The sequence below is a fragment of the Paraburkholderia sp. Cpub6 genome, assembly GCF_014201065.1.
In the GTDB taxonomy this organism is placed as follows: domain Bacteria; phylum Pseudomonadota; class Gammaproteobacteria; order Burkholderiales; family Burkholderiaceae; genus Paraburkholderia; species Paraburkholderia tuberum.
Genome location: NZ_JACHDM010000001.1, coordinates 400517 through 427069 on the forward strand (window position 1 = coordinate 400517; position 26553 = coordinate 427069).

A 26553-nucleotide genomic window follows, 5' to 3' on the forward strand; every position below is an offset into this window, starting at 1 on the left:
TTGCACGGCTGTTTCCGCATCCATTGTTTTACGCTTGGCGCGCCATTTGATAGATATGAATGAAATGAACTCGAGTGATTTCGAAGCCCTTCTTACGGCGCAACGCAGCGCCATGATTCGAGATATTCCGACATCATCCGCCGTCGTTTCCAATGAAACGCCGACACTCACCAAGGCGGAACTTGCCGAGTTGCTGTTCGACAATGTCGGGCTCAACAAGCGGGAAGCGAAGGACATGGTCGAGGCTTTCTTCGAGGTGATCCGCGATGCGCTCGAGAGCGGCGACAGCGTGAAGCTGTCGGGCTTCGGCAACTTCCAGTTGCGCGACAAGCCGCAGCGTCCCGGCAGAAATCCGAAGACGGGCGAGGCGATTCCGATTGCGGCGCGTCGCGTGGTGACGTTTCATGCAAGTCAAAAACTGAAGGCGCTCGTCGAAAACGGCGCCGAAGCGAGCTTTTCGCGCGCTGATTGACTGGCGCGCTTTCGGGCAACCCATCACGGCTAACTGACGATGACAGCGACGATCGAAAAAGTCGTCTTGCCTCCGATTCCGGCGAAGCGGTACTTCACGATTGGTGAGGTCAGCGAACTTTGTGGGGTAAAGCCTCACGTGCTGCGTTACTGGGAGCAGGAGTTCACCCAGTTGAGGCCGGTCAAGCGGCGCGGCAATCGTCGGTATTATCAGCATCACGAGGTGCTGCTGATCCGGCGGATTCGAGAGTTGCTGTACGAGCAGGGTTTTACGATCAACGGGGCGCGCAACCGGCTCGATTCGCATGGCGGCGGTGGGCCGGATGCGGTGGTCGAAGAGGGTGAGGCTACCGCCGGAGTCGCGGGTCAGGTGCAGGCATCGGCGGCAACGGTTGCGGTCGATGTCGAGAAGTTACGCAAGGAACTGCAGAACGTAATCGATCTGCTGGGCCACTAGTTCATGGACTTGTTCGCTTTGTTCGTGTCGAGCGGTTCTAATCGAATGAAGTGTCTGTTATAATTTTTCTTCTGTTCGGGGCGTAGCGCAGCCTGGTAGCGTACCTGCATGGGGTGCAGGTGGTCGGAGGTTCAAATCCTCTCGCCCCGACCAAAAAATTCAAGGACTTACGGTGAAAGCCGTAGGTCCTTTTTCTTTGCGCGCGCCGCCGTTACCGTCTGGTTACCGGAATCGCGGCGGTCCGCCCATATTCCTGGCGAGCAAATCGCGCGGCGGATCGGTCCCGCCTCATCCCGCCGACGGTCATCACTGATGTCCTGACGAGTCAGTCAGGAAGCACGTTGAACGTCGCGCCGCACATACGGCCCGTAGCGCAAACCCGGGCTGGCCACCTAGAATGACGGCATGGACCCGCTCAACATAATCACAACATGGCAGCCGGACTGCTGGTGCGTCGCCCAACTGCAACTCTGCGCCCAGCATTTCGAAGAAACCCCGACTGAAGTTTTTCGCTACCCGGCGCAATGGGCCTGGTACGCGTGGCGGCCCGCCAATAGCGGGCTGCCCTTTCGCCTGCCGGACGGGTGGGGGCTGACGCTAAAGCCGCCCGGACCTGAGCTAGCCGATGAGATTGGCGCGGCACCCGTCTACCTGCTCGATGAAGCGGAGGCGGACTGGCCGGCGCTGCTCGACATCCTTCTCGTCTGCGACGATCTCGAGCCTTGGCTGCGCGCGATTGTCGCGCAACGCCACGAGAGCGAACGACAGGCCCGCAAGATGCGGTACGCGCAGCGCTTTGGTGTGGGTGAATCGGCCGCTTTCGAGCGCTTCCTGCTCAAAACCGTTGTGGGCGCAACGGACGTCCATGTAGCGGAGCCGCCATCCGCTGGGCAGACGTCTGCAGGTGATCGTGTCCGGACGATTACGCTCAAGTCGTATCCCCATTGCACGGCGACGGTCCACTTGCGGGCCGACGGCGCGCTGATTTTCGACCTGTATGATCGCGACTACCTGGGCAGCGGCCGTGCCGATACATATTGCGTCGAAGGCGCCGTCATTGCCTTGCTTCAAGACTCGATGGCGCGTACCACAGAGGAGCGGCCGGTAACACCGCAAGCCCTACTTGTTGCCATTGGTCGGCATTACCCCGCATGGGCTGACGCCTATCGCTGGCTCAGCGAATCGGGCGTGCCATTCACCCACAAGACCGATCCGTGGGCCTAGATTCACACATAACTATTCACGATTAAGGACCACACGATGCTCACCGAAAAATTTGTCCGGGCAACGGAGCTCGCGCTCCGACTGCACGCTGCGCAGCGACGCAAGGGGACGCAGATCCCCTATACGTCACATCTGCTGGGTGTCGCGAGCCTGGTGCTGGAAAATGGCGGCGATGAAGAGCAGGCGATCGCGGGCCTGCTGCATGACGCGATCGAGGACGTTGGTCCGGAAGTGGCGCCGACGATCCGAGAACTGTTCGGTGAACGCGTGTTGCGGATCGTCAAGGGCTGCACGGATGGTGTGCCGGATGCATCAGGTCAGAAACCGGACTGGCGCACGCGCAAGGTTGCCTACCTGGCGCATCTGGAGCAGGCGGAAGCGGACGTGCTGCTGGTGTCGGCGTCCGACAAGCTCTATAACGCGCGCGCGATCGTCATGGACCTGCGCACGGTCGGTCGTGCCGTCTTCGAACGCTTCACGGCCGGCGAGGCGGGCACACTCTGGTACTACCGCGAGCTCGCGCGGATTTTCCAGGCCCACATGCCGGGCGGCATGTCGCAGGAACTCGCGCATACAGTCGAGCTCATGACGGCAGCCACGCATTAACTTGCTCCTCGCCGGATGGTTTTTGTTGGAGAGGCCGGCTGGCGGGGCCTCGCTTAACCCAAAGACCGGGAGCGGGATCACGTGCGTCTGGGAAGAAGAGGATTACGGGCTGGCCTTCGATGTATTGCATTTAATAGGGCATGTTTTATTCGTTTATTGCCCGGCTAAGTAGGGTGGTCAGGCTGCTAAAATTCTTGACAATTTCGCTGTCTGCAGAAATTCTCAATGACGCAGCGGTTTCGCTATTTATTCGACGGTCATGTAGGGGGGCGGATGCCTTCCCTTGGCGGGGCAACTGAATGGATTGGGCCGGAACTTTCCCTATTTGTTGCTGATTTACGCCCAGCTGGAACACAAAATAATGAGCATCGAGAGCACCTTGGCGGCGGAATTGCGAATTTGAGTCTGCATCAGTCGAGGTTGAGCCACACATAGGCGCAAATAAAGACGTGAAACTGGTAAATAACAGCGGCTCAGACCGCGTCATTGATCTGATCCGCCCGCATCTAAGGCCGGGGCGGCAATTCGGTTGTGTCACGCCGTCGTTCTCGTTGTTCGCTTTCGCCGAGCTGCGCGATGTCTTCGCGAAGCTGGAGAGGGTACAACTCATCCTCCCCCCGACTGACGACGAGTTGGACTTCCTTGGCGGCGCGGGTGACCGCGCTGCACGCAATCGGCTGCAAGCCCGTTGGCTGGCCACCCAGTGCGCCGAATGGCTCGATGGTCGTGTTGAATTGCGCCGGGCTCACGGCCGCGTGCCGCAAGGCGCCGCCGTCATGCGCGCATCGGACGGTACGGCTGACCAGGTTGTGATGGGCTCATTCGCTTTCAGTTCAGATGGCTTGGGCCTGACGCCCGGCAATCCGCTGAATCTGATCCAGGCGTCCGAGTCAGCCGACGAGGCGGCGCTGCTTGCCCGTTGGTTTGATCAACAATGGTCCACGCTGCAGGCGCAGCCTGATAGCCGGCCTGCCCTGATTGAGGCTTTGCAAAGGATGGGGCGGCACCATGCACCGTTCACGCTTTACGCGTTGATCCTCAATCACCTGTTCGGGAACCGGGGCGAGGAGCTGGACGAGGAGCGCATCGTCAAATCGGCCACCGGTATTCGCAACACCGCCGTTTGGAAGAAGCTGTTCAAGTTTCAGCGTGATGGTGTTGTCGGAGCTATCGATAAGCTGGCACGCTTCGGTGGTTGCATCATTGCGGACAGCGTGGGGCTTGGAAAGACCTTCGAGGCCTTAGCTGTGATCAAGTACCACGAGCTGCGCAACGACCGCGTGCTGGTGCTTGCTCCTAAGCGCCTGCGCGACAACTGGACGCTCTACAAGGCCAACGATAAACGCAATGCGCTAGCGGCCGATCGGTTCAACTACGATGTACTTAATCATACCGACTTGTCGCGAGACGGTGGCCACTCCGGCGACATTGACCTGGGTCATGTGAACTGGGGAAACTACGACCTTGTAGTCATCGACGAGAGCCACAACTTCCGCAACAAAAAGTCGCCGCGTCAAGGTACCGAGACCCGGTACGACCGGCTTATGCGAAAAATCATCAAAGAGGGCGTCAAGACTCGCGTGCTGATGTTGTCGGCCACACCGGTCAACAACCGCCTGGCTGATCTGAAAAATCAAATTGCCTTTGTAACGGAAGGCGATGACACCGCGTTGGTCGAGCATGGCATCGACAGCATCGAGCAGACCACGCGCAAAGCGCAAACCCAGTTCAACCGCTGGCTGGACATGGACGAGGCCGAGCGCACTCCGGGCCATCTGGTCGAGATGTTGGGCTTTGACTACTTCACGCTCCTGGATCACCTAACCATCGCGCGTTCGCGCCGACACATCGAGAAGTACTACGGCACGGCCGAGACAGGCAGATTCCCGGGCCGCTTACCGCCTATAAACATCAAGGCCGATGTGGATCTGGCGGGCCAATTCCGCGCAATCAAGGACATCAACATTGAAATCCGGCGCCTAAACCTAGCCAGCTACGCACCGCTGCGCTACGTGCTGCCGAACAAGCAGGCCGCCTACGACGCGAAATACAGCACTGAAATTCGGGGGGGCGAGAGCTTCTTCCGCCAAGCTGACCGCGAAGAGAGCCTGATTCACCTGCTGCGCGTCAACGTACTCAAGCGCATGGAGAGCGCCGTATCTTCGTTTTCACTGACCGTGCAGCGACAGCTCAAAGACGTTGAAGCTGTGCTGGCCCGCATTGAGAATCATGCCGAGGGCATCGAGGAAATTGATATCGCTGATGTGGACATCGACGACTCGGCATTTGAATCGCTGCTGGTAGGGCGCAAGGTTAAGGTGTTGCTCAGCGATGTGGACTTGGTCCGGTGGAGGCAAGACCTCATCGAAGACCGTAATCGCTTGGCTACGTTGCTGTCCGCCGCTCAGCAGGTGGACGCGGCACGTGACGCCAAGTTGGCCAAACTGCGCGATATGATCGAGCAGAAGTGCCGCGCGCCCATTAACGTAGACAACCGCAAGATCATTGTTTTCACGGCGTTTTCTGACACAGCGCAATACCTGTACGCCAATCTCGCATCGTGGGTCAAGTCCGTTCTCGGCATTGACGCTGGTTTGATCACTGGCAGCGCCGGAATTCAAACCACATTGCCCGGTTTGCGCAAGAGCATGAGCAGCGTGCTGTCGGCCTTCGCGCCGCGCGCGAAAGAGCGCCCGGCAGACATGGCTGGCGAAGGCGAGATCGACCTGCTTATCGCGACCGACTGCATTTCGGAGGGCCAGAACCTGCAGGACTGCGACTGGCTCATCAACTACGACATCCACTGGAACCCCGTCCGCATCATCCAGCGCTTCGGTCGGATCGACCGGATCGGCTCGCCTAACCAGAACATCCAGTTGGTGAACTTCTGGCCCAATATGGAACTGGAAGAATATATCGGGCTGGAACAGCGGGTGAGCGGGCGCATGGTGCTGCTGGATGTGTCGGCCACCGGTGAGGAGAACATCATTGAGCAGCAGTCTGGCGATCCGATGAACGACCTCGAGTACCGCCGAAAACAGCTGCTGAAACTGCAGGACTCTGTCATCGACATGGAAGACCTTAGCAGCGGTGTCTCGATTACCGACCTCACGCTCACCGACTTCCGAATCGACTTGGCTCAGTTCCTCCGCGATCATCCCGCAGTGCTGGAAGGCATGCCGCTGGGCGCGTACGCTGTTACGACCAGCATCGACGCCGACATCGAGCCGGGTATCATCTTCTGCCTGCGGGCGGAGGGCCCGGGGCAGGACGCGGCGCGGGCGGGAACTGGACCTGGCGACTATCCCTTGGCGCCGATCTACCTCGCACACGTCGGCGACGACGGCACCACGGTGCTGGCCTACCCGCAGGCCAAGCACATTCTGGACCGCCTCAAGCGCCTCGCGTTGGGCCGCGAGCTCCCTGACGTTGGGGCGAGCAGCCGGTTCGACAGGCTAACCCGCCATGGCGAGGACATGCGCCACGCGCAGACGCTCCTTGCCTCGGCCGTAGCCTCGGTGGTCGGCAAGAACGAAGAGCGCGCAGTCGCCAGTCTGTTCTCTCCCGGTGGTACGCATGCGATGAAGGGCGAGTTTGCGGGCACGGGCGATTTCGAGGTTCTCGCCTTCATGGTGGTACTGCCCAAGCAAGATACACAGGGAGCAACGAATGAGCATGGAGCATAGCCAACGCTTTGGGCCGCTGGCAACCGAGGTCGTGGACAAGCTGGATACCGTGGCAAGCGCGGCGAGGACTTGGCTTGCCACCCCGCGCCGTGCGGGCATTGAAGCCCTGGCTTCCGGCGGGAACACGCTGAATTCGGATCGCGCGGTGCGCGCGTTCGACGGCGTGAACCAGGCCAACGAATCGGCGTACCGCATGCTGGCTAGTGAGCCAGCCATCGCACGCGTCATCGCCGAAGACCATAACGGACACCGGACCACTTACTATTTCTGTCGCGCTGAACAAGGCATGGCAAACTTGAGCGTGGTCAGCTATCGCGCGCCCGCCGGTCGCCTGGCTGCCCTCCCTGTCGGCGAAGAATACGTCGGTCTCGACGGCAAGGAGCTGATCGTCGTCGAGCGCGCGCAGCTGCGCCCGTCGCAACTAACGGGATCCTGGGACGCCTATACAGTCATCCAGTCGGAAGACGCGTCAACCGTCACCATCGAGTCGCTGCGCAAGCTTCTGGCGCTACATCCCGAGCTGGCCAAACCGGTCGAAGACCTGGTCGCCCAGATGCTGGCGAGTGCTGAAGCCAGCCAGAACGTCATCGAGGGCATAAAGCGCAGCGTCATCGTCAAGATGGGCCTGCGCGACCAGCCGGTGCTGGATCAATTCCAAGATGAGATCTTCCGCCTGCCGCTGAACCGCCGAGTTCTTCTTCTTGGCCCGCCAGGCACCGGCAAGACCACGACACTGGTTCGGCGCTTGGGTCAGAAGCTCGATGTCCAGTTCTTGGAAGAGGACGAGCAGCGCATCGTCGAAGAAATCGCCCAGAGCCAGCAGGTTTCCCACGGCAAGAGCTGGCTGATGTTCACGCCCACAGAGCTGCTGAAACAGTACCTGAAGGAGGCGTTCGCCCGCGAAGGCGTGCCCGCGCCTGACCAAAACATTCGCACTTGGAGCGACCATCGTCGAGATCTGGCGCGGCAGACCTTTAGTGTCCTTCGCACTGCCACTGGTGGAGGCACCTTCATACTCAAGGATGCAACAAGCCTGCAACCGGCAGCGGCGGCTCAGCCCATTGCTTGGTTCGAGGACTTTCAGGCCTGGCAAGGCACCGCCTACCGGGCGGAGCTGATGGAGAGCACACAAGCGCTAGTTGGCGCCACGCTGGCGACGGCCCAACAGCTGGGCAAGCGCCTGCAGACACGGCTGCAGGACGACGGGGCATGGCCCGCGACGTTTGCTGCACTGGTTGGCGAACTTCCGGCAGTGCAGAGCCTTGTTGCAAATCTCAAGGACGAGACCGACAACACCATCAAGACCGCACTAAACGCCCAACTGGCTCGAAACAAAGGCTTGGTCAGCGAGCTGGCCAAGTTCATTGAAGGTCTGCAGCAGCAGACCGCCGATAGCGACGCCGACGACGATCAAGACGGCGAGGACGACGAGGATGTTGCAGTCCCAAAAGTCGGGCTTGCGGCGGCCATCACCGCCTACATGCAAGCCGTCCGCGCGCAAGCCCGCAACGCCGCGGCCAAGCGTTCCACTAACAGGACCACGCGCAACGGCAAGATCATCGAATGGCTGGGCGACCGCACGCTTCCGGCCCCCGAATTGGCAGCGCTCGGCACGAGCCTGCTCCTGCAAGCCCATGCCCGCCGATTTGCAAACCCGGTAAAGCGGTACATCGACGGTATCCCAAAGCGCTACCGTGCCTTCCGCAAGATGCGTCAGGATGAGGGGCGTTGGTATGCCAAGACCGGATTCGAGCCCCGCGAATTGAACCCGCTTGAGCTGGACGTCGTGCTGCTGGCGATCCTGCGATCGGCTGGAGACCTTTTGCAACGCCCGACGGTAATGCGCGACATCGACAGCCCTGCCTGGGCGTCGCTGAAGCCTGTATTGGCCACGCTGCGCAGCCAGGTCGTGGTCGACGAGGCTACTGACTTCTCGCCGATCCAGCTTGCTTGCATGGCTGCCTTGGCGCATCCGCGTCTGCACTCCTTCTTTGCCTGCGGCGACTTCAACCAGCGCCTGACCACTTGGGGCTCGCGCTCTACTGATGACCTGCAGTGGGTGTTTCCAGACTTTGACATCCGGCACGTCACCGTCGCCTATCGTCAAAGCCACCAGCTCAACGAACTGGCGCGCGACATCATCCGATGCGTGGGAGGATCCGACCAGGATGCCAGCCTGCCGGCCGAAGTCAGCAACGAAGGAGCGCCTCCTATCTTGTTGGAGTACGCATCAATCGATGACTCGGTGGTCTGGCTGGCGGCAGGGATCCGGTGGATTGACCGGTATCTCGATGGGCGCCTCCCTTCTACTGCAATATTCGTCAACTCCGAGGCCGATGTCGAACCCATCGCCCATGCGCTGAACGAAGCGCTGGCGGACCAGAACATCCAGGTGGTCGCGTGCCGGGAGGGTCAAGCTGTCGGGCAAGAGAGCAACGTCCGGGTCTTCGATGTGCAGCACATCAAGGGCTTGGAGTTTGAGGCCGCCTTCTTCGTGGGCATCGACCAACTGGCCGCCAGTCGGCCGGAGCTGTTCGACAAGTTTCTGTACGTCGGCGCAACCCGTGCAGCCCAGTACCTGGGCGTGACTTGCGCCGCAAAACTGCCGTACGCACTGGAACCCCTGCGCAGGCACTTCCGTGTGACGTGGGACGCCTCCCACACTGACCAGGCGTGACCGAGAGACCGACCGCATGAGCTTTCGTACCGCAGAACCCGCACTGAAAGATGTTCTCGACGGCATTGCCGCCGGCCAAATTCAACTTCCCGACTTTCAGCGCGGCTGGGTCTGGGACGACAACCACATTCGCTCACTAATTGCGAGCCTGTCGCTGTCCTATCCTATCGGCGCCGTTATGTTCTTGGAGGCGGGAGGCGTGCCGTTCAAGCCCCGCCTTTTCGCGGGCGTGCACCTGCAGCCGGCTCCCAAACCCAAGACTCTAGTGCTCGACGGCCAGCAGCGCCTCACGTCGATGTATCTGTCACTGCGCAGCGGCCAGCCGGTGCCGACGCGCACCGAGAAGGGTGCCGACATTCGCCGGCTCTACTTCCTGGACATGGCCAAGTGCCTGGATCCGGACGCCGATCGCGAAGAGGCCGTCATCTCCGTGCCAGAGGCGCTGCAAGTCACTTCAAATTTCGGCCGCAAAGTCGACCTTGATGTCAGTACCCCCGACCTGCAATACGCACAACGCTTGTTCCCGGTTGCGCTGCTGTTCGATGCCGAAGGCTACATGACGTGGAAGATGGGGTTTGCGCAGCATCATGCTCAGAACTCGGAACCTGCGATGTTCCTCATGCGCTTTGATCAGGCGATTTGGCTGCGCTTCCAGCAGTTCAAGGTACCAGCCATCGAACTGACCCAGGACACCCCACGCGAGGCAGTTTGCCAGGTGTTCGAAAAGGTCAACACCGGTGGCGTAACGCTCACCGTCTTCGAGCTAATGACGGCCACCTTCGCCGCCGACGAGTTCAACCTGCGCGACGACTGGGACGCCCGCCGTGAACGGCTGACGGCCAAGCATGACGTGCTGGAGGCGGTGGATGGCACGAGCTTCCTGACCGCAGTCACCCTGCTGGCCAGCTACCGACGCCACCTGGCCCAGAAGACGGCGGTGAGCTGCAAGCGTGCCGACGTGTTGAAGCTGGGCCTCACCGAGTTCAAGGCGCTGGAGGCTGCACTGGAGCTGGGCTTCAAGCGTGCGGCCGAGCTGCTGGCTGAGGAAAAGATCTTCGACGAGCGCAGTGTGCCTTACGCCACGCAGCTCATCCCGCTGGCCGCCATCTGCGCACATTTGGGCGAACGGACAACGCTGCACGGCGTCAAGCAGAGGCTGCTGCGCTGGTACTGGAGTGGTGTGCTGGGCGAGCTATACGGCGGCGCCAACGAGACGCGCTTTGCGATGGACATGCAAGATGTCGTGGCCTGGGTGGACGGCGGCGCAGAGCCGCGGACGGTGCGCGATGCCAACTTCGCGCCGACCCGCCTGCTGTCGCTGCAAAGCCGCCTGGCGGCGGCCTACAAGGGCCTCGCCGCCCTCTTGATGAAGCACGGGGGACGCGACTTCGTCAGCGGTACGCCCATTGACCTGAACACCTACTTCAACAACGCCATCGACATCCACCACATTTTTCCGCGAGCTTGGTGCGAAAAGCAAAAGCTTCCCAAGGACAAGTGGAACAGTGTAATCAATAAGGCGCCGCTGGCCGCTGGCACCAACCGGTTCATCAGCGGTGACGCCCCCAGCGTCTACCTGGGCCGCATCCAGAAGGCTAAACAGGTGCCGCCGCACAGCCTCGATGAGTTCCTTGGCTCGCACGTCATCCCGGTACCGGCCCTCCGGACCGACGACTTCGACGCCTTCATCCGCTTACGCGCCGCTGCGTTGTTGAACCTCATCGAGCAAGCCACAGGCAAGACCGTGTCAGGCCTCGACAGCGAGGACACCGTCAAGGCCTTCGGAGCCGGCTTGACGCAATGACCAACCCACGCTGCTTCACCATCGATGACGTAGTCAGGGCCCTAGCGCTGCCTGACCGTGCGCGCGTGGAGCAGCGCGTGCCCAAGAAGATGCTTGCCCAGCATGGCGCTGCGACGGCCACCGACCGACGCCTGCTGACCGACGGCATCGAGGAGCTCCAGTGGATTGCCGCGCTGAAGCCCGGTACCGTTGCGATACCCGAGTACCGTGCCGACGGGCGCGAGTACCTGGAAGTGGCCGTGCTGAGCGTGCAGGTTCGGACCACACATGGCAACGCGTCGCAGCTGCTGCGGCTGGCCGAGCTGGTGCATCGGGCGGTGCCCTATCCGATGCTGCTGATCCAGGCACTGGCGTCCGGCACCGAGGCCGCAACCGACGGCTCGGCGCCAACGCGCCCGGCGCAACTGGCCGTCAGCCTGGCGCACAAGCGGGCGGCACAGAACGACACGGGCAAGGTAGTGCTCGACGGTGAGCTGGTCTGCACCGAACTGGGCGGCGCCGACGGCACCGTTGCAACCGTGGCAGGCCCACTGCTGGACGCCTTGGCACTGGACCGCCAGCCCCACCACGATCTGATGGCGCTGTACCAAGGGTGGATGGACTGCCTGACCGCCGCAGAGGCCGCCCGCATCACGGGCCGCTTTCGCCTGACCGCCGACCCCGCCCAGGCCGCCGAGCAACGCGAGGCGCTGCGCGAATGCCAACGGCTCGAACAAGAGACGGTTCGGCTGCGCAACCAGGCCGCCAAAGAACGACAGATCGCCAAACAGGTGGACCTGAACCTGGCGCTGCAGCGCCTGCAGGCAGACCTGAACGCGGCGCGTGCGCGGCTGTGAACCGCGCATGCCAACACACGAAGAACGACCGAGTGAAAGACACCAAAATGCAGAAGATTGAAGCGACCAGCCTAGAGGCCCAGTCCGCCAACGTGGCGGCCGACAACCTGGCCCAACTGAAGGCGCTGTTTCCGGAGCTGGTGACCGAGGGACCGAACGGCCCGGCCATCAACATGGATGTACTGAAGGCCCTTGTGGGCGACGCGACGGTAACCGACGCCGAGGAGAAATACGGCTTGAACTGGCACGGCAAGCGCGCGGCCCGGCAATTGGCGCTGACGCCCAGCACCGGAACGCTGCGGCCTTGCCCGGACGAGAGCGTGGACTGGGAGACCACGAAGAACCTGATGATCGAGGGCGACAACCTTGAAGTGTTGAAGTTGCTGCAGAAGAGCTACGCCGGAAAGGTCAAGCTGGTCTACATCGACCCGCCCTATAACACCGGCAAGGACTTTGTGTACCCGGACAACTACCAGGACAACATCAAAAACTATCTAGAGCTGACGGGGCAGGCGGAAGGAGGACAGAAGATTAGCAGCAATACCGAGGCCAGCGGGAGATTTCACACCGACTGGCTCAACATGATCTACCCTCGTCTGAAAGTAGCGAAGTCCCTCCTTGATCCAGCGGGCGCGGTAATGGTCTCCTGTGACGACAATGAGCTGTCTCGACTGCGAATCGTGATGGATGAATTGTTTGGCGAGGAGAACTTCGTTGGACAGGTGATTTGGCAGCGCTCAAAGAAGGGTGACGCCAAACTTATCGCGACCGTGCATGAGTACATCGTGTGCTATGTTCGTGACAAGGCCGCAGTGCTTGCCCAGGGCGTATGGCGCTTGCCAAAGGAGGGGGCCGACGAGGTGCTGGCGAAGTACACCGAGCTGAAAGCCGAACTGAAATCAGATCATCAGGCGATTCGACCAGCGATGATGGAGTGGTACCGCCAACTGCCTGAGGGTGATCCACGTAAGTCGCACAAGCACTACAACTGGTCGGACGACCGAGGCCTGTACTTCGCGGCTGACTTTGCCGGTCCGGACGATGGTCGTGAATCGCGCCCTCGGCACGACATATTGCATCCAACAACCGGGCGGCCATGCAAGAAGCCCTCAACTGGCTGGCGATGGGATGAGGACAAGACGAATTGGGCGCTGGCCCAAGTACCCCCGCGTATTCACTTCGGGCCGGACGAAACTACGATACCGACGCGCAAGAGCTACCTCTTCGAGATCGACAGCGAGCCCTTCTCATCGGTCTTTTACCGGGATGGGCGCTCGGCCACCTTGGAGGTGGAGGAACTCGTTGGTAAAGGGTGGTTCCAGTTCCCGAAGAACACCGATGTGCTGGCTGAGCTTATCGAGCTGACCACGAAGCCGGATGACATCGTCCTGGACTTCTTCGCGGGGTCGGGCAGCACAGGTCACGCAATATATAAGGTCAACGCAGCGCACGGCTCAAAACGGCGGTATGTGCTGGTCCAATTGCCTGAGCCTACAGGTAAGGAGCAGTTCAAAACCATCGCTGATATCACGAGGAAGCGATTGCGGGAAGCTAGCGCAAAGCTCAAGAGGTCAGGTGGCGCACCCTTGGGTGACCTCGGCTTTCGCGTGTTCAAACTCGATCACTCCAATATCCGCGCCTGGAACCCCAGTCCCGCTGATCTGGAAGCCACGCTGTTCAGCCATCAAGACCATTTGCTTGATGGCCGGAGCGAGAACGATGTGCTCTACGAGCTGTTGCTCAAGCTCGGGCTTGATTTGTGTGTCCCCATGGAGCGGCGCACCTTTGACGGCAAGGTTGTCCACGCTGTAGGTCGCGGCGTGCTGCTGGCCTGTTTGAGCACGACCATTGCTTCACATGACGTGGAGGCACTGGCCCATGGCATCGTCACTTGGCACGACGAGCTTGCTCCCGCAGGCGACACCACCTGCGTGTTCCGCGACAGTGCATTCGCCGATGACGTGGCCAAAACCAATATGGCCGCCATCCTGCACCAGCACGGCATTGTGAACGTGCGCAGTTTGTGAGGACAGGGCCATGAAACTACACTTCGAGTCGAATCTGGACTATCAGCTTCAGGCCCTTGAGGCCGTCTGCGACCTCTTCCGAGGGCAGGAAGTCTTTCGCACCGAATTCACGGTCACAATGAAGTTGCCGGACCATCAAATAACGCTCGGTGTTGCCGAGACCGATGTTGGCGTCGGCAACCGGCTGACATTGCTGGACGACCAGCTTTTGCAGAACCTGCGCGATGTGCAATTGCGCGGTGGCTTGGCGCCCTCCAGCGTGCTGGCCTCAGGCGACTTCACCGTTGAGATGGAGACCGGCACCGGCAAGACCTACGTCTACCTGCGCACAATCTTCGAGCTGAATAAGCGTTACGGATTCACCAAGTTTGTTATCGTCGTACCCTCGGTGGCAATCAAGGAGGGGGTCTACAAGTCGTTGCAGATTACCGAAGACCACTTCAAGGGCATATATGCCGGAGTGCCCGTGGACTTCTTCCTGTATGACTCCAACAAGCTAGGGCAGGTGCGCAACTTTGCCACCAGTTCGAACATTCAGGTGATGGTGGTGACGGTTGGCGCCATTAACAAGAAGGATGTCAACAACCTCTATAAGGACAGCGAGAAGACCGGCGGCGAGAAGCCCATCGACCTCATCAAGGCCACGCGCCCCATCGTCATCGTGGACGAGCCGCAGAGCGTGGACGGCGGCCTGACGGGCGCCGGCAAGAACGCGTTGGACGCGATGAACCCGCTGTGCACGCTGCGCTATTCGGCCACGCATGCAGACAAGTACCACATGGTCTTCCGGCTCGACGCACTAGATGCCTACGAACGCAAGCTGGTCAAGCAGATCGAGGTGGCGGCGGCCACCATCGAGGACGCGCACAACAAGGCCTTCGTGCGCCTAGTGTCGGTCAGCAATAAGCGCGGGGCTATCAGCGCCAAAGTGGAGCTTCATGTGAACACCGATTCGGGGGTCAAGCCGCGCGAGGTGTGGGTCTGCGACGGCGACGACCTTCAGCAGTCCGCCGAGGGTCGCGAGATTTACGCGCATTTCCGCGTGGGCGAAATCCACACGGCTAAGGGCGAAGAGTTTTTAGAGCTGCGCTACCCTGGCGGCGAGGTGTTTTTGGCGATTGGCCAGGCTCATGGTGGTGTTGATGCACTGGCGGTGCAGCGCGAGCTGATTCGCCGCACTATCCGTGAGCATTTGGAGAAGGAGAAGGTGCTCCGCCCAAAAGGTATCAAGGTGTTGTCGCTGTTCTTCATTGACGCCGTCGAGCGCTACCGCAAGTACGATGCCGACGGCAATGCAGCGAAGGGCGACTACGCTCGCATTTTCGAGGAAGAGTACCGGCGCGCGGCCAAGCTGCCGGCCTACCATAGCCTGTTTGCTGAAGTGGATCTGGCTCATGCCGCCGAAGAGGTGCATAACGGCTACTTCTCCATCGATAAGAAGGGAGGCTGGTCAGATACGGCCGAGAACAACGCCGGAAACCGTGAGAACTCCGAGCGAGCTTACAACCTGATCATGAAGGACAAGGAGAAGCTGCTTGCCTTCGATACGCCGCTAAAGTTCATTTTCTCGCACTCGGCGCTGAAAGAGGGCTGGGACAATCCGAACGTGTTTCAGATCTGTACGCTGCGGGAAATGGGCTCCGAGCGCGAGCGCCGGCAGACCATCGGCCGAGGCTTGCGGCTGTGCGTAGATCAGAACGGCGACCGCGTGCGCGGCTTCGAGGTGAACCGTCTGACGGTCATCGCCACCGAATCATATGAGCAGTTCGCCGAGAACCTACAAAAGGAAATTGAGGCCGACACAGGTATCCGCTTCGGCGTACTGGAGCAGCATCAGTTTGCCGCCATCGCTATCAAGGCGGCCGATGGCACGCTGATGCCGCTCGGCGTGGATCAGTCCACGGCATTGTGGAATCATTTGAAAGCGGCCGGGCACGTCGATGCCAAGGGCAAGGTACAGGATTCGCTGAAACTGGCCTTGAAGACCGGCACCTTGGCACTGCCCGAGGCCTTCGAGGCTCGGCGCAATCAGATTGTCGAGGTTCTGCGCAAGGTGTCCGGCCGTTTGGACGTCAAGAACGCCGACGAGCGCAGGGACGTGCCATTACGTGCAGGCAAGGATGGCAAGGCAGTCTATCTGTCCGACGACTTTAAGGCGCTGTGGGATCGCATCAAGCACCAGACCACCTACCGCGTGCAGTTTGACAACGCGAAACTGTTGGATGACTGCATTTCTGTTCTGAAGAAAGCTCCAGCGATTGCCAAGGCGAGACTGCAGTGGCGGAAGGCTGACATTGCCATTGGCAAGGCCGGCGTGGAGGCAACCGAAAAGGAAGGCGCCGCCACCGTTGTACTGGACGAGACGGATATCGAATTGCCGGACCTTCTAACCGACTTGCAGGATCGCACCCAATTGACGCGCCGTAGCATCATCACCATCCTGAGCGGCAGCGGCCGTCTGGATGACTTCAAGCGTAACCCACAACAGTTTATCGAGCAGACGGCGGAGATCATCAACCGCTGCAAGCGTCAGGCGCTGGTAGATGGTATCAAGTACCAGAAGATCGGCGACGAGCATTACTATGCTCAGGAGTTGTTCGCCAACGACGAGCTCGTCGGCTACCTGCGCAATATCCGGTTGAACGCAAAGCGGTCGATCTACGAGCACGTCATCTACGACTCGGATACCGAGCGCAATTTTGTCGAAGATCTGGAAACGAATGACGGCGTTCTGCTCTACGCCAAGCTGCCAGGCTGGTTCAAGGTGCCGACCCCGTTGGGGCCATACAATCCGGATTGGGCGATCCTGTTCGACCACGAAGGCATGCAGCGTTTGTATTTCGTGGTGGAGACCAAGAGCAGTCTGTTCTCCAATGATTGGCGCAGCAAGGAAGAAGCCAAGATCGAGTGTGGCAAGGCTCACTTTGCAGCGCTGGGGAATGGCGAAAATCCAGCCCGTTATCTCGTGGCCACATCTTTCGGAGATGTGCTTAAGACTATGGAGTAACATCGCTTTCTGTGCGCTTCAGCGCAGCGGGGTTTCACACTTGCCCGGCGACGACTTCCGACGTCCATTCTGGCGAAGGCGCGTCATTCAACATACATCGAACGCCGGCGTCGGCTCCTGTCTTGAGCCGGATTCCGCAGCAGCAGATGATGGAGGCGTCGCGGCCTTCGCCGCGCGCCCCGCACTGGGCACACCGGTAACGGGACCTACCATCCGGGCTATCCGCCACCAACACGCGGCCGAAACATGCCCGGCAGCAGTGCTCGGAAAGCTGCCAATATGTGTCACTGTCGTTCATTCGACGGTCTCTCCAAGTTTTCCGAATACGTGCACTCCTACCGGCGGTTGCCATCCAAACTGTACTGAATGCGGCTCGTCTCGTATGACTGCGACGATCAACTCCAGCGCGTCAACGCTGCGCTCGACCGTCCTAGTCTTCGGCGTACCATCAGTCAAAAAGCTAATTGAGCGACGGCGCAGGGGAGGGAGCTTAACTGGCTTCGTTCCTTTGGCGTTCGCACCGATAATCTGCTCCCGTTGGCGGTTGTAGCAACTGACACACAGATACTTGTTAATCAGCCTGGTTGTAGTCAGGTGACACCGCGCGCAGAGCTTCGCCGCCCGTAACTGTGATGGATTCGCGTTGACCTCGCCAGCATGATGAGCGCCGACAGGACAGTTCTTACAGATCAGCCACCGCGTATCTGTGGGCGCTTCGCCGGCAATCTTCCAACGATGACCGCAGGCGTCGGTTGACAGCGTTGCTCGCAAGCGGTCGCAGTGAAAATGTTGCGTGCCGGGAAGCTCTGGGATCTCGAAGTACAATGTGTTTTGGGTATCCGGCTTCATGGCGCCTTACTTCGGGAATGGCCGCGATCACCCGAGGTGCTTTGCTCTGACATCGACGTATCGAACCGGTGTATCAAATTCGAACCGTTCCTATTGAGTTCACTCATCGGCTTTTTCGCCGCCTCGACCTGGAGGCGGAGGCTCACGAATGAGCGCTTCAGACGCGAGCTGGGGCGACAAGTCTTCTCAAGCAGCACCAAGTCGTCGTTTATCTCGGCCAGACACGCATCTAGGTCACCCAGATAATATGGCGTGGACGTTTTCATTGATCTCCTTCGGAGCGGTGCGTGAATAGAACGGACTACAGGCTCCAGCGGTCATGCACATCTTTCAAGGCGGCAAAAACCCGCTTGGCGGTTTCGCTGTCGGCCTGCAAGATCGCGCGAGTGATCGCGTCATGCATCTGCTCAAGGCGCTCCACATTCCATACCATTTCTGAGTGTTTTAGCGCGATCGTCATGTTCGTTGCTCGCATGCGGTGTGACAGCGCAAGCATTTGCGGATTCTTGATGCGACGCGTACCGTCGTCGTTCATGGTGACCGCATAGTCGGCCAATAGCCGAGCGTCCTCGACCATCTCCTCGAGCTCGCGGTAGAAATCGATCGCGCGCCTCGTCGCGATGCGGCCTTCGTCCGTTACGGGGAGTGGCGGCCGGGCAGGATGGGGTATGGCGGCAGCCGCCTCTTCTACGAGGTTCCGGTCTTCTTCGCGTGTGGTACTGACCCACCGGTACCAAGTAGGAGCCGGTACATTCGGGAAGCGCAGGCGCGCGAGACGTGGCCCATCAACATCGCCATGTTCAGCGATGAGCTCGCGAATGGCTTTGATCGCTTCGAGTCTTGCGGGATCTGGAGGTCGTGGCATGAAAGTACCGATTGCGTTTAGATACATTCTCGGTTCACGACCTGCTCTACGCCGAGACTTTATGCAAAAAGTCCATTGGTTTTGATAGCGCGGCCTCTTCTCACAGCTGAGATTCTGCGCATGGCTATCGCACAGTATCGGCCCGCGCCAATTGGCGCGCGACATCAATGTGTCGGCGTTTTGTGAGAGGGCTGAGGCAATGATTCCCACTAGGGCTTGAGCTCGCAACCCGCAGCTATGCCAGGGTTTCGCCGGCAACTCAGAATATTGTGCCCACCGGATTCGGCGACTCTGCGGTCGTCGCGATGGCCAAGCGCTGCTACCTTTGCGCGCAATTGCGATGGGATCGAAAAGCCGGGCTCTTATCGGCACTTGTGAAATGCCAGACAGCCCGTGTGGTTTGTCGCGCGGGCGCCACCTAGATGGCGCGTGGGTTTGCAAGCCGCGGCTCTCAAAAAACAGCACCGTTCATCGTGCGCGTCTCCCCGAAAAGCTACATCGAGGAAATCCGGCGGGTGGGAGGCTTCACGCCGCCGCACCCTGTTTTCGCCATTTTCGCGTCGAGCGTCGCCGGAACCCCATTTTTTGCTGCAACGCCTTGCTGGGCAAGGGCTTGAGCTTTGGTCGAGATTCCAAAACAGCCATGGTTCTCTTAAACAGAGCCGCCGCCGAATCTCAATCGGGACCAAGACCGGCGGACGCATCGAGGGCTTCTCGAATGATGTCGTTTCCCGTACCAACCAAGTCCGGGTCGATGTAGACGGTGCTCTTGACCCACTTGCCGCCGCGCTTCAACTTGAACGTGCTCGAGAACAGCTTCATGCCCAATCCGTCCAATGACTCCGCTAGCGCCTTGCGCGTGATCTGCTCGTCCTTGGGCAGCATCGCGTTGATCCGGTCGAACAAAGCACTAAATACAACCACGCATGGCATAACGTCGGATAGGCCGAGCATCTGTTGCAACTGGATGCGTTCAGCGAGCGTGGGGAGTTGCGCAGGAGCCGCGGGAGCCACGTACCGTGTGCCGATCTGCATCGCGCGGCGCCGTGCCGACCATTCTTCCATGAAAGCGAACGACGCCTGTTCGATAGCAAGCGCATAGCCAGCCGGGTCCTCTGCCGAGGCGACCTTGAAGGACTTGAGACCCATCAGTTCCAGCATGTCCGCGACATCCTCGAGCCGGTCGCCTTTCGGCTTGCCCTTGCCGACGCCAAACCGCTTCGGGATGATCCCGTGATAGGCGAATGTGATTCGGTTCGACATCGCGCGCTCAACGATCGCGGTCGCCGCAGCCATCTCGATGGGCACGCCCGGGCTGATGACAGTATCGCCCCACAGGAGTGCCTGAAACTGGCGAGTCGCGACGTCAAATTTCATGTCTTCAAGCGCTTTGCTGCCTTCACTGGTGTCGGCGACGCCGTGCACCGCACCAGAAAAATTGTCGATCCGACGCAAGCCCCGGCCATTCTGGTAAGCATTCCAAAGCGGCGCATCAAGAATCTTTTCAGGCGCAATGTTGAACACATCGCTACCGAACAGGCCCGCGATTTCGTGCCGCTTCAGTGCCGCGCGATCCGCGTCTGACTTGTTAGCCGATCGCTGGAGGAGGGCGGCCTCTCCCTCGCTCAGGTCGCGCGCTGCGACAATCAGCGATTTTTCGCGCATCTCGATCTCCAGACGCGCTTTTTTCCGAACCGAAGGGTCAAACCGGTCTTCCGTCTGATGGCTGCGCACGATCTGGAACAAAGCCTGTTCCATAAGCCAGAGCAACTCGTTCGCGAATTCGATCCTTGCGCCGTTGCGGTCAGCCTCGACGCCGGCGAAATACCAGCCGATCGGCGTGGCCTGCGTAGGCCTGCCTTCAGCCGCAGACGCCTTCTCCCATGCCGCAATAATCTCGCGAGGGTCCGTTGGACCAGGTTCGGTGTTGTTCTGGTGAATCGCGACCGTCCACGTCTTGACGTACCGGACACGCCGCATCATCTGCAGCGCATCGGCCGCCGAGATCGAGCAGCCACCCCCGAGGAACATGCAGTGTTTGAAGTGCTGATCGACAATATCGTTTCGGTTCTCATCGCGCGCGATTTCTCCGGCTGAATTCTTACGCTTGTGCTCGATCGACAAGCCGGAGCTGATCGACGGCGAGTGAATCACGCAGTCATATTCACGGCTTACCCTGTCGGCATTCTCGAGAAACGCACGCTGTTCGGTCCGGTCCGTCGTATCGCTCGTGATCAGGAGTAACCGCTTGTTGCCGTGCAGACGCGAGAGCACCTCATGCAGCTCGGTTGCCTGCTTGCGACTGTCACAGCCGATCCACAGTGTTTCGCCGGCGTCCAGACGACGGTTCGCTTCCTCGTAAAACATCTGGACAGCCTTCTCGCCGAATCCAAACTTGGCGATCAGGCCTTCGTTGTTTTGAGCCATGTCGTAGATCCGGATCTGCTCGCCAGCCGGCCTGCACTGCTCGATGAACTCGATTACGCGGTCATTGATGCCGGCGTCCATGCCAATCACACACGTCGCATTACGCACGAGGTCCTGCAGCGCCTTGTATACCGCTTGGCGCGAGCTTTCGCCTTCGTCCTCAAAGCACTCTTTCGATTCGAGGAACGTGAGAACTTGCGCGATCTCGTCGATCAGGAGGTACCGGCACTCTTGCATGATCGCGCGGAGCGACGCCTTATTGATTGACGGTAGGCAGACGCCGAGTGCGGTCACATCGACGGCGTTTTCTTTCGTGATCGGGCACTTCCCGTCGCGATAATGGGCGAGGCCGAGGACCTGTACGAGCGCGCTCACCAGCGTGACGCGGTGTACGATCGCCACGAACCGAGCATCGCCGCTCACCGCGTTGCTGTATTGTGCGAACCGCGAAAACGCCAGTCCGATGCGCTTGGTCTTGCCGGAGCCCATCGGCGCGCGGATCAGGATCACGCCACGATAGTCGTCGTCGCGGAGCACCGGCAGCTCGCTGCAAGACGTATAGATGTGTCGCGCCTTTGCGCAGCCCGAAATCCCCACGCGAAGCAGCGCAGTCGAGCGACGCTGAGAGCACAGCCAGTTCATCCAGCCGCCCATATGAACCAGCGTTTTCTCATGAATCGGCGCGCCCGAACATCGGATACGACCGATGAGATCATCGACGTCCATTTCTGCGGGAGTGAAGCGTACGCGCTTTTTGCACACTGCCCATGCGTAAGACGCAGCGCTATGGTGCATCCCTTCCGCGCCCGGTTCCGTCGGCGCGTAGCCCCGCGCATTTCGCAGTTCGCGCTCGAGTGTGATAGCGCGCAATCCTTTCCCGTCTTTGCCAGCTTCGGGCAACTTCGCGAACGACGCGAGCGCGTAGATATGCTTCTCGAGAGAGATGCTTTTGACGTCTGTCGACGGCAGATCGTCCGCCTTCGCAAACTTCGGCAGCGCTACGGCATCGGCTCCGCCGAATGCCGCCGGCTTTTTCGCGAAATCCAAGACGCCGGCCGTCTCAATGGCCGCCGCAGCGGTCTGGTTTGCCGCCTGTATCAACGCGGCCTCAATGCTCGCACGAACGGCCGCCTTACCATCGCCGCCGGTCCGAGCCAGGTCGTCGAAGTCGGTCGGGCCCTCGAGCTTGCCATCAGCATTCAGCTTGCCAAGCGACTGGTCAAAGTTGGGGAATGCGACGAACCCGTCGACAGCCTCCGCCGCAACGCGAGCTTTCGTCAGGCCCGGGTTTCCCGACGTCCACTGATCGTTGTCGGCTGCGAAGACGATCATTGACGAGTTGTACGCGTCGCGGATGGCTTCCGCCACCGGCAGCAGGCTGCCCGCATCGAACGCCACAATCACCGTGTAACCGGTTGCCTCATGCACAGCGACGCCCGTCGCGAAACCCTCGGCGACCAGGAAGAGGGGCTCGGCCTTCAGCGCGAGAGGCATGCCGTCGACGCCGACCGGCTGCCCGATCACATGGAATTTCCCGGTTTTGTCGCCCTGAAACAGGTAGGTGCGATCGCGGCCAAGCGCGTTTTTCGCGTCGGGGAAAATCGCCTGCAACGAGCGCACATTGCCGTCGATGTCGCGGATCGGGACTAGGATCGCATGCTCTGATACGATCGGACCGCCAGTGAACTGCCGGAACTCACCGTAGAATGCGCCGTGACCATTCTTCATGCCGCGCTTCGACAGATGTTTATTGGGGACTACATCTTCCGCGCTATAGCGTTGCGCGGCCTTCAGCGTAGCCACGGCATGCGCGGCAGCCTTGCTGTTCTGAATGGCCTTCTCGGTTACCTCGCGAGCTTTGTCGGCGGCGATTTTTTTCGCGATGGCGCGCTCTTCTTCATCCGACAGGGGTGTGCGCGTTTCGCTCGAGTGCCAGTAAAACCGGACGTCGGGACCATAACGGCCGTTGTGACCGAACACACCATTCTGGCCGCGAGCGTCGTCGTACAAGGTATAGAAGACGTTTTTGCTGCCAGGCCTGTCGCCGTCAGCATGGACCCGATGCCGTTCCCCGTCAGCGACAATCCGCGAACGATCGACGTGGATGCCCTGTTTGGCCATCTCATCGCGAAACTGATCGACTACTCCCGCTTCAGTCAACATGGCGGTCATCGACGCCGGCCGATTTATTTGAACTACTAAATGTAAGGTTCGTCAGTGTCATTCGAGTTTGACGTCTTCAGTCAAAGGAATTTTTAAAACGCGTCAAGTCGCGCTGTTGCGACAGTCGGCGGACATATCCATTCAGGTGCTCGTCCGCGCGCCCGGCAAGCAGCGGGGAATCGCTTCCTCCTACTTGCCGAAATTGTCACACGATGAAATCGTTGATTTCAAACCAAATATTTTCGACGTGTGCAATTGACTTTCCCGTAACGCGGCGTCACTACTGCCGATCAGGCCGAAAAAGGCCCTTTGATCACGAATTTCGCGCCCACGTTGAAAATAAAGCGCGGCGAGACGGCTTTCGCGATTCCGGTGGCGCTAGAGGAAGTCGATGGAAATGGCTGCCTCTTGCAGTGAAAGCGCCGCGCGCAACTGGTTCAGTGCCGTTTCATCGCAGCGGCCGATCCTGCGGTACCGAGCCACATCGTTAAGCGCGTCGAGAAGATCACGAGGTCCGGTAATGAAGTAACGCACGTTATCGATGCAGAGCGTGACGCCCGTCGGCCGATAGCCGCTCCAGGTAGCGTAATCAAGCGGGCGCTGGCCTTTGCGCCGGTTAGGCGCATACCATGTGAATGCATTGGCGGAAATCCCACTCCCGTTCCATCCGAAGCAATTGAAGATAGGCGCGATTTTGTCGATCGCGTCGCATTGATCCTTCACGAAGAGGATGGGTGCGTTGTCTTGCGGAAAGGACATCATGCAACCTCGCGCGCTGCGATCCATGCGTGGACGTCCTCGGCGCGGAAGCCGACAGCCTTCGGCCCAAGTTTGACCGGCGAAGGGAAGCGCCCTGCCTTGATCCATTCATACAACGTGCTGCGGCCCACATCCAGCAGCTTCGTCAGGCGACTCATGCGGTAGAATGCTGCGCCCCCATGGGTAGTCGGTTTGGACGGCGCATTTTCATAAAAGTCCTGCGACATTAATTTGCCTCACAAGTTGGTTGCATAGCGACAGGCGTCTGCTACCTGACCGATTTTTTTGTCACGACGATTTTTGGGGAAGTGCGGAGTGGTGCGTTTTTGTCCGGAGTGTTGTATTTTTGCAACGAGCGCGGGCGGCCGCGGGAAGAGCCTACTTTGCGGGCGGGCGTCTGCCTCAACAGCATTGCGGCTTGGAAGCACGATGCATTTGCGGTAGCTCGCGTGCTCTAGCGTAAGAATGCTCGTTCGTAGTTATCGGCTTAAAGGCGCTCGCGGAGCGCGGTCAGCGGAGCGCCGCCAGTCACGCGGCGAATTTAGACCGTTGTGCGCAAGACTGTGACCCTGCGACTGCTGCACTGGAATCCGCCTTAGTCAGTGGCCTTAATCAGGGCACGCTTACTTTCTTGGCAACTGCCTTGCCGCAGGTGCCCAGACGAACGAGCCGATTGCAGATCAGTTGCCGGCGATCCCAAGCATCGAAGGAATCGCGCTGCCCGTCACAATGTCGGCATCGACTTGCAGGGAAAATGGCCGCGTTTGGAGTATTCCGTTCAGAAGCGAAACGCGTACCGACGAAAAATGGGTATGCGACGGCCAGCATGGCGGAGACCTGCGTCGATCCTACGGCCGATGCGCCCCGTCTTGCGCTATTGCCTCCGTGGATGCGCCCGACCCTGACTGTCTTCCCATCCAGTTCGACTCAGGTTTGGGCCGCCCCGAGTGTCGTGATCGTCACCGCACGACCCACTTCTGCCCTTCAACACAGCACGGCCGCAAGGGCCGTTGCCAGATGCAACGGTCGTTCGTGCATTCAGGTCGGTTGACAAGTGTTCGGCGATTGTGTTGAAAAAGTCTTGTTTTGGCTCGAAGCGCTGAAGTCCGCGGCACGTTTTCGAGTTGTGGTGATCGGCGAAGCGGCAAACTTGAACGAGGCAACGATCCCCGTTGCCCGTCATGCGACTGCCTGGTTCATCTGCTTGCTTCCTGGCACTAGCCGATTGGCCATTCTTCGCAGATTTTGCGCCGTTGCTGCCATCAGAAACTCATCATGGGCACCGCTTGGACCGCGCAGTCGCAGACGGTCCAGTTTCAAGATACGTTTGAGATGGGCGAAGAGCATTTCCACCTTCTTTCGCTCACGACAAGATCGATTGTATTCAGGCGTGTTCGCAATACGTCTCGTTTTGTCACGCGCAGCTTCATGGATGCTTCGAGCAATCTTGCGGAATGGTGTATTCGGGCAGCAGCGATCCTTCATCGAACAGTTCTCGCAGTCAAACTGGCTTGCCCGATAGATTATCGTGTCAGCCTTCGTGACTCGCGAGCGCGGATTTCTGAACTTGCGCCGATCACTGCGTAGTGCGTGCCCGGTGGGGCAACGATATTCATTGGCCAGTTCATCCCATTTGAACTCGATGCTGGACAATGTATTGTCCTTGCGTGCGGTTTTATCCCAGACCGGAACATGTGGCGCAATTTCCTTCTCTTCGATCATCCAGGCAAGCATCGCCGCTGAGCCATACGCGGTGTCGCCTGCAAGACGTCGAGGTTTGAGGTCATGCCGCCGCTCAACGCGGTCAATCATCGTCCTGGTTGATTCCACTTCGTGCGACCGGTTCGCGGGCGTCGCCTCGACGTCCACGATGATCCCTGCCTGCAGGTCAATCAGATAATTGGTCGAGTAGGCGAAGAACGGCAAGCCACCCTTCGCGGCTGTCCAGCTCGCGGCGGGATCCGTCAGAGATACCCTCTTTGGCGGCTTCGATGTCTCTGCCTTCTCCGCCACTTCGGTGCTTGCCGGATTCGCTTCTTCCAATGCTTCCAGATACTCCCGCACTGCACGGCTTTGGCCCTTAACGCAACCCCAGTCGATGGGCTCAGAACCCGGAACACCGCGTACAGAGCTCGCATCGGCTCTGATGATGCTCGCGTCAATCGCGAATCCCTCACCCTTTACGAGCCCTTCGGACATGCATCGACCCACTACCGACTCGAACACATGGCGTAGCACATCGCTATCGCGGAAGCGACCGTGGCGGTTCTTGGAGAATGTCGAGTGTTCCGGTACGGCGTCCTCCAGGCTCAGGCGGCAGAACAATCGATACGCCAGATTCAGATGCACCTCTTCGCATAGCCTGCGCTCTGACCGGATGCCGAAACAGTAGCCGACGATCAACATGCGGATCATGAGCTCCGGATCAATCGATGGCCGTCCCATCGGACTGTAGTACGGTGCGAGATGCCGGCGTAGATCACTCAGATCCAGGAAGTGATCAATGCCTCTCAACAGGTGCTCGCGAGGGACGTGGTTATCAAGGTTGAACGAGTAGAAAAGTTTGTCTTGTCCGCTGCCCAGTTGACCCATCATGACGAATCACTCCCGTCGATCGATGTCTTCCAGGATACCGAACAATCCGCGCGTCGACAGACTTTTTCAACACAATCCGGCCATAGCCGACATTGGGCGG

General features: G+C 59.6%; 16 protein-coding genes and 1 tRNA gene. 11 read left to right on the forward strand and 6 right to left on the reverse strand.

Going from position 1 to position 26553, the window contains the following annotated elements; translation table 11 throughout:
• The first annotated feature begins 55 nt into the window (after positions 1–55).
• The 11 genes from HDG33_RS01850 (at position 56) to HDG33_RS01900 (ending at position 16795) form a co-directional block, all read left to right on the forward strand.
• Positions 56–472, forward strand: a complete 417-nt coding sequence (locus HDG33_RS01850; protein ID WP_090800976.1) for an integration host factor subunit alpha — start codon at positions 56–58, stop codon at positions 470–472.
• 39 nt (positions 473–511) lie between these two features.
• A complete protein-coding gene (locus HDG33_RS01855; protein WP_184021872.1) occupies positions 512–928 on the forward strand; it encodes a MerR family transcriptional regulator in 417 nt (138 codons plus the stop codon).
• Between the two features lie 76 nt (positions 929–1004).
• Positions 1005–1081: transfer RNA gene (locus tag HDG33_RS01860), tRNA-Pro, on the forward strand.
• A gap of 252 nt (positions 1082–1333) precedes the next feature.
• Positions 1334–2152 (forward strand): hypothetical protein, encoded by an 819-nt coding sequence (locus HDG33_RS01865; protein WP_184021875.1) that lies wholly within the window; start codon positions 1334–1336, stop codon positions 2150–2152.
• Between the two features lie 36 nt (positions 2153–2188).
• Positions 2189–2758 (forward strand): HD domain-containing protein, encoded by a 570-nt coding sequence (locus tag HDG33_RS01870; RefSeq protein WP_184021878.1) that lies wholly within the window; start codon positions 2189–2191, stop codon positions 2756–2758.
• Between the two features lie 449 nt (positions 2759–3207).
• Positions 3208–6444: a helicase-related protein gene (locus tag HDG33_RS01875; RefSeq protein WP_184021881.1), complete on the forward strand. Its 3237-nt coding sequence runs from the start codon at positions 3208–3210 to the stop codon at positions 6442–6444.
• Positions 6428–9121, forward strand: coding sequence for an ATP-binding domain-containing protein (locus HDG33_RS01880; RefSeq protein WP_184021884.1), 2694 nt, complete (start codon positions 6428–6430; stop codon positions 9119–9121). The genes HDG33_RS01875 and HDG33_RS01880 overlap by 17 nt, the downstream gene beginning before the upstream one ends.
• A gap of 16 nt (positions 9122–9137) precedes the next feature.
• Positions 9138–10925 carry a DUF262 domain-containing protein gene (locus HDG33_RS01885; protein WP_184021886.1) on the forward strand — a complete coding sequence of 596 codons (1788 nt, stop codon included), beginning with the start codon at positions 9138–9140 and terminating at the stop codon, positions 10923–10925.
• The gene (locus tag HDG33_RS01890) at positions 10922–11761 is read left to right on the forward strand and encodes a DUF4391 domain-containing protein (RefSeq protein WP_184021889.1); all 840 of its coding nucleotides are present in this window, start codon (positions 10922–10924) and stop codon (positions 11759–11761) included. Before HDG33_RS01885 ends, HDG33_RS01890 begins: the two co-directional genes overlap by 4 nt.
• A 32-nt stretch (positions 11762–11793) precedes the next feature.
• Positions 11794–13788 carry a site-specific DNA-methyltransferase gene (locus tag HDG33_RS01895; protein WP_409258948.1) on the forward strand — a complete coding sequence of 665 codons (1995 nt, stop codon included), beginning with the start codon at positions 11794–11796 and terminating at the stop codon, positions 13786–13788.
• A gap of 10 nt (positions 13789–13798) precedes the next feature.
• Positions 13799–16795 carry a type III restriction-modification system endonuclease gene (locus HDG33_RS01900; RefSeq protein WP_184021892.1) on the forward strand — a complete coding sequence of 999 codons (2997 nt, stop codon included), beginning with the start codon at positions 13799–13801 and terminating at the stop codon, positions 16793–16795.
• Between the two features lie 294 nt (positions 16796–17089).
• On the opposite strand, the gene HDG33_RS01905 is transcribed toward HDG33_RS01900, so the two are convergent.
• The 6 genes from HDG33_RS01905 to HDG33_RS01930 all read right to left on the reverse strand — a co-directional run bounded on the left by HDG33_RS01905 (position 17090) and on the right by HDG33_RS01930 (position 26453).
• On the reverse strand, positions 17090–17644 hold the full coding sequence (locus HDG33_RS01905) for a hypothetical protein (RefSeq protein ID WP_184021895.1): 555 nt from the start codon (positions 17642–17644) through the stop codon (positions 17090–17092).
• Between the two features lie 301 nt (positions 17645–17945).
• Positions 17946–18536, reverse strand: a complete 591-nt coding sequence (locus tag HDG33_RS01910; protein ID WP_184021898.1) for a hypothetical protein — start codon at positions 18534–18536, stop codon at positions 17946–17948.
• 648 nt (positions 18537–19184) lie between these two features.
• Positions 19185–23108, reverse strand: a complete 3924-nt coding sequence (locus tag HDG33_RS01915) for a plasmid replication protein, CyRepA1 family (RefSeq protein WP_184021902.1) — start codon at positions 23106–23108, stop codon at positions 19185–19187.
• Between the two features lie 369 nt (positions 23109–23477).
• A complete protein-coding gene (locus HDG33_RS01920) occupies positions 23478–23861 on the reverse strand; it encodes a hypothetical protein (RefSeq protein WP_184021905.1) in 384 nt (127 codons plus the stop codon).
• Positions 23858–24085, reverse strand: coding sequence for an AlpA family transcriptional regulator (locus tag HDG33_RS01925; protein WP_184021908.1), 228 nt, complete (start codon positions 24083–24085; stop codon positions 23858–23860). Before HDG33_RS01925 ends, HDG33_RS01920 begins: the two co-directional genes overlap by 4 nt.
• 952 nt (positions 24086–25037) lie before the next feature.
• Positions 25038–26453, reverse strand: a complete 1416-nt coding sequence (locus tag HDG33_RS01930; protein WP_184021911.1) for a transposase — start codon at positions 26451–26453, stop codon at positions 25038–25040.
• Positions 26454–26553 lie beyond the last annotated feature (100 nt).